This is a genomic window from Candidatus Dadabacteria bacterium (assembly GCA_026708565.1).
Taxonomy (GTDB): domain Bacteria; phylum Desulfobacterota_D; class UBA1144; order Nemesobacterales; family Mycalebacteriaceae; genus Mycalebacterium.
In genome coordinates, this window is record JAPOUR010000020.1 from 1 (window position 1) to 3,350 (window position 3,350).

At 54.3% G+C, this 3,350-nt stretch carries 3 protein-coding genes; all 3 read right to left on the minus strand.

What is annotated here, in order from left to right:
- Positions 1 to 84: 84 nt before the first annotated feature.
- The 3 genes from fusA to rpsL are packed head-to-tail and all read right to left on the minus strand — an operon-like array spanning position 85 to position 3,052.
- Positions 85 to 2,163 carry an elongation factor G gene (gene fusA / locus OXF42_03015; protein ID MCY4047064.1) on the minus strand — a complete coding sequence of 693 codons (2,079 nt, stop codon included), beginning with the start codon at positions 2,161 to 2,163 and terminating at the stop codon, positions 85 to 87.
- Between the two features lie 22 nt (positions 2,164 to 2,185).
- Complete coding sequence (gene rpsG / locus OXF42_03020; protein ID MCY4047065.1) at positions 2,186 to 2,659, minus strand: 30S ribosomal protein S7; 474 nt, start codon at positions 2,657 to 2,659, stop codon at positions 2,186 to 2,188.
- A gap of 21 nt (positions 2,660 to 2,680) precedes the next feature.
- Entirely contained in the window at positions 2,681 to 3,052 is a 372-nt protein-coding gene (gene rpsL / locus OXF42_03025; protein ID MCY4047066.1) for a 30S ribosomal protein S12, read from the minus strand.
- Positions 3,053 to 3,350: the final 298 nt, after the last annotated feature.

The following is a 3,350-nucleotide window of genomic DNA, read 5'->3' on the forward strand; positions in this document are numbered from 1 at the left end:
AAGGTGCGGCTTGCCTCTCTCAAATTTCGCTTTGGACATCTTTTATCCCTCCTTTTGTCGCGAAAATCGCTTTTATTGTCATCATCAACCCTGCCGGGAGTCCGCCACCTGCTTGAGTTCTTCCGCTATGGCGGGCGGAAGCGCCTCATAGCGCGCAAACTCCATTGTGAAGGAACCCCTTCCCTCGGTCATTGACCTCAGGGTTGTAGCATATCCGAACACTTCGCCGAGGGGAACATCCGATTTTACGGCTTGCATATTCCCGCGCATTTCGGTGCTTACTATCCTTCCCCTTCTTGAGTTCAAATCCCCTATCACGTTGCCGGTAAAATCTTCGGGCGCGACAACCTCAAGACTCATCACCGGCTCAAGAATTACGGGAGACGCCTTTGTAAAACCGTCCTTAAACGCCATTGAGCCCGCTATCTTGAAAGCAATCTCCGATGAGTCAACCTCGTGAAAAGAGCCGTCATAAAGGGTAACACGCACATCAACAACCGGATAGCCGGACACCACGCCGGTCTCCATAACCTCTTTTATCCCCTTTTCCACCGCAGGCACGTATTCCCTCGGAATCACCCCGCCTTTTATCCGGTCAACAAACTCAAAGCCCTCTCCCCTCTCAAGCGGTTCAACCTGTATTTTCACATGGCCGTACTGCCCGCGCCCGCCCGTCTGCCGGATGAATTTCGCTTCAACATCGGAATTGCCCCTGATGGTTTCGCGGTAGGCGACCTGCGGCTTGCCCACGCTGGCGTCCACGCCGAACTCCCTTGACAGCCGGTCAACAATAACATCAAGATGAAGTTCCCCCATTCCCGATATGACGGTCTGCCCGGTCTCCTCATCGCTTTTCACGCGGAAAGACGGGTCTTCAAGAGTGAGCCGCGAAAGAGACACGCCCAATTTTTCCTGATCCTGTTTGGACTTCGGCTCTATGGCGATTGATATAACGGGGTCCGATATGTTCAAACTCTCAAGGATGATGGGGTTGCCCTGGTCGCAAAGCGTGTCGCCGGTGATGGCGGTTTTCAGCCCCACTGCGGCGGCAATTCCGCCCGCCCCGATTTCCTTTATCTCTTCCCTCTTGTTGGCGTGCATTCTGACAAGACGCCCTATCTTCTCTTTTTTGTCCTTGGTTGAGTTCAAAACGGTTGTTCCCGAAACAAGTCTGCCGGAGTAAACCCTTATGTATGTGAGCTGCCCCACAAACGGGTCGTTCATAATTTTGAAGGCAAGCCCTGAAAAAGGCGCGTCCGGGTCTGCGGGTCTTGTGTCTTCCGAACCGTCCTCTTTGTGTCCGGCAACCGGCGGCACGTCAACGGGAGAGGGAAGGTAGTCAACAACGGCGTCAAGAAGAAGCTGAACGCCCTTGTTTTTGAATGCCGAGCCGCAAAACACGGGAATGATATTAAGCGCGGCCGCCTGCTCCCTTACGGCGCTCTTTATAATATCAACGCTTACCTCTTCGTCATTCAGATACTTTTCCATTATCAAATCGTCAAAATCGGCGAGCGCCTCAATCAGCAGTTTGCGCCCTGCGGTGAATTCCTCCTGCGATTCGGGGGGAATGTCTCTCGCCTCAAACTTCGCGCCCAGAGACTCGCCGTCCCACACAACCAGATTGCCCGCGACAAGGTCTATAATTCCCCTGAACTCCTCGCCCTCAAACCACGGGATGTGCATATAAACGGGGCGCGCGCCGAGGCGGTCTTCTATCTGCTTTACCACCTTGAAAAAGTCCGCGCCTATCCTGTCCATTTTGTTTACAAAACATATTCTCGGAACGCCGTAGCGGTCCGCCTGCCTCCAGACGGTTTCAGTCTGCGGCTCAACGCCGCCCACGCAGTCAAAAACAACCACCGCGCCGTCAAGAACCTTGAGCGAGCGCTCAACCTCTATGGTGAAGTCAACATGCCCGGGCGTGTCAACAATGTTGATTCTGTGGTCGTTCCAGAAACAGGTGGTTGTCGCCGAGGTTATGGTAATTCCGCGCTCGCGCTCCTGCTCCATCCAGTCCATCGTGGCGGTGCCTTCGTGAACCTCGCCAATCTTGTATGTCAGCCCGGTATAAAAAAGGATGCGCTCGGTGGTGGTGGTTTTGCCCGCGTCTATGTGCGCGACAATCCCTATATTCCGCACCCTGTCCATGGGGACTTTCATCTCTTCCGCCATAGTCCCCCCCTTACCACCTGTAATGGGCGAAAGCCCTGTTGGCTTCCGCCATTTTGTGAGTGTCTTCTTTCTTCTTGATTGCGCTTCCCCGGCTTTGTGAAGCGTCAATTATTTCCATGGCGAGTTTCTCCCGCACACCCGGTTCGGGTCTTTTGCGGGCGGAGTCCAGCAGCCATCTGATTGCGAGATAGTTTTTGCGGACGGGCTTAACTTCCATCGGGACCTGATAGGTTGCGCCGCCGACCCGCCGCGAGCGCACCTCAAGGGCGGGCTTCACATTTTCCATCGCCTCAAAGAAGACCTTGACGGGCTCTTTGTTTCCGGACTTTTTGGCAATAAGGTCAAGAGTGTCGTAAAAAATCCTTTCCGCCTTGCTCTTCTTGCCGCCGACCATCAGCGAGTTGATAAACTTTGCCACGAATACGTCCCCGAAATGCGGGTCGGGGTCAAACCTGTGGCTTGTGGATGAAGTTTTTCTGGACATTTTCCCTTATCTCACCTGGTCTTACTTGGGTTTTTTGCTTCCGTATTTGGAGCGTCCCCGCCGTCTGTTTTCAACGCCGGTTGAATCAAGCGACCCCCGAACAATGTGGTAGCGGACGCCGGGAAGGTCTTTCACTCTGCCGCCTCTGACGAGAACAACCGAATGCTCTTGAAGGGCGTGTCCTTCGCCGGGAATGTAGGCGGTAACCTCAACCCCGTTGGTAAGCCGCACACGGGCGACTTTCCTCATTGCCGAGTTGGGTTTTTTGGGCGTGGTGGTGTAAACCCGGACGCACACCCCTCTTTTCTGAGGATTGCTCTGAAGAGCGGGCGAACTGGTCTTTGAAAAAGTCCGCTTTCTGCCCTTCCGTATAAGTTGGTTTACGCTTGGCATTTCGTCAAAATTCCCCCGCCTCCCGAAAGGCGGAACGCTACTTTTATCAGGCGCGGGGGGGTTTGTCAAGAAAAGGGGCGGCTGAAAAAACTTTATAAACGGGAATCCGGAGGGGACGGGGAGACGAGGTGTTCCATTTCACTTCTCCCGCAATCCCGCTCCGGACTCCCGCTTAAGCAGGAATGACGGGGAGGTTTCCCCCCGCCGTCTCCCCTGTCGTTAAATCAAAACCCGAAACGTAGGCCCACATTGGCGCGGTATTCCATTATCTCCGAACCCAGAGAAACGGCGGCTTCGC

Coding starts and splice junctions, on each gene's coding strand:
- rpsG (MCY4047065.1), bottom strand. CDS start 2,659: ATGTCCAGAAAAACTTCATCCACAAGCCACAGGTTTGACCCCGACCCG.
- fusA (MCY4047064.1), bottom strand. CDS start 2,163: ATGAAAGTCCCCATGGACAGGGTGCGGAATATAGGGATTGTCGCGCAC.
- rpsL (MCY4047066.1), bottom strand. CDS start 3,052: ATGCCAAGCGTAAACCAACTTATACGGAAGGGCAGAAAGCGGACTTTT.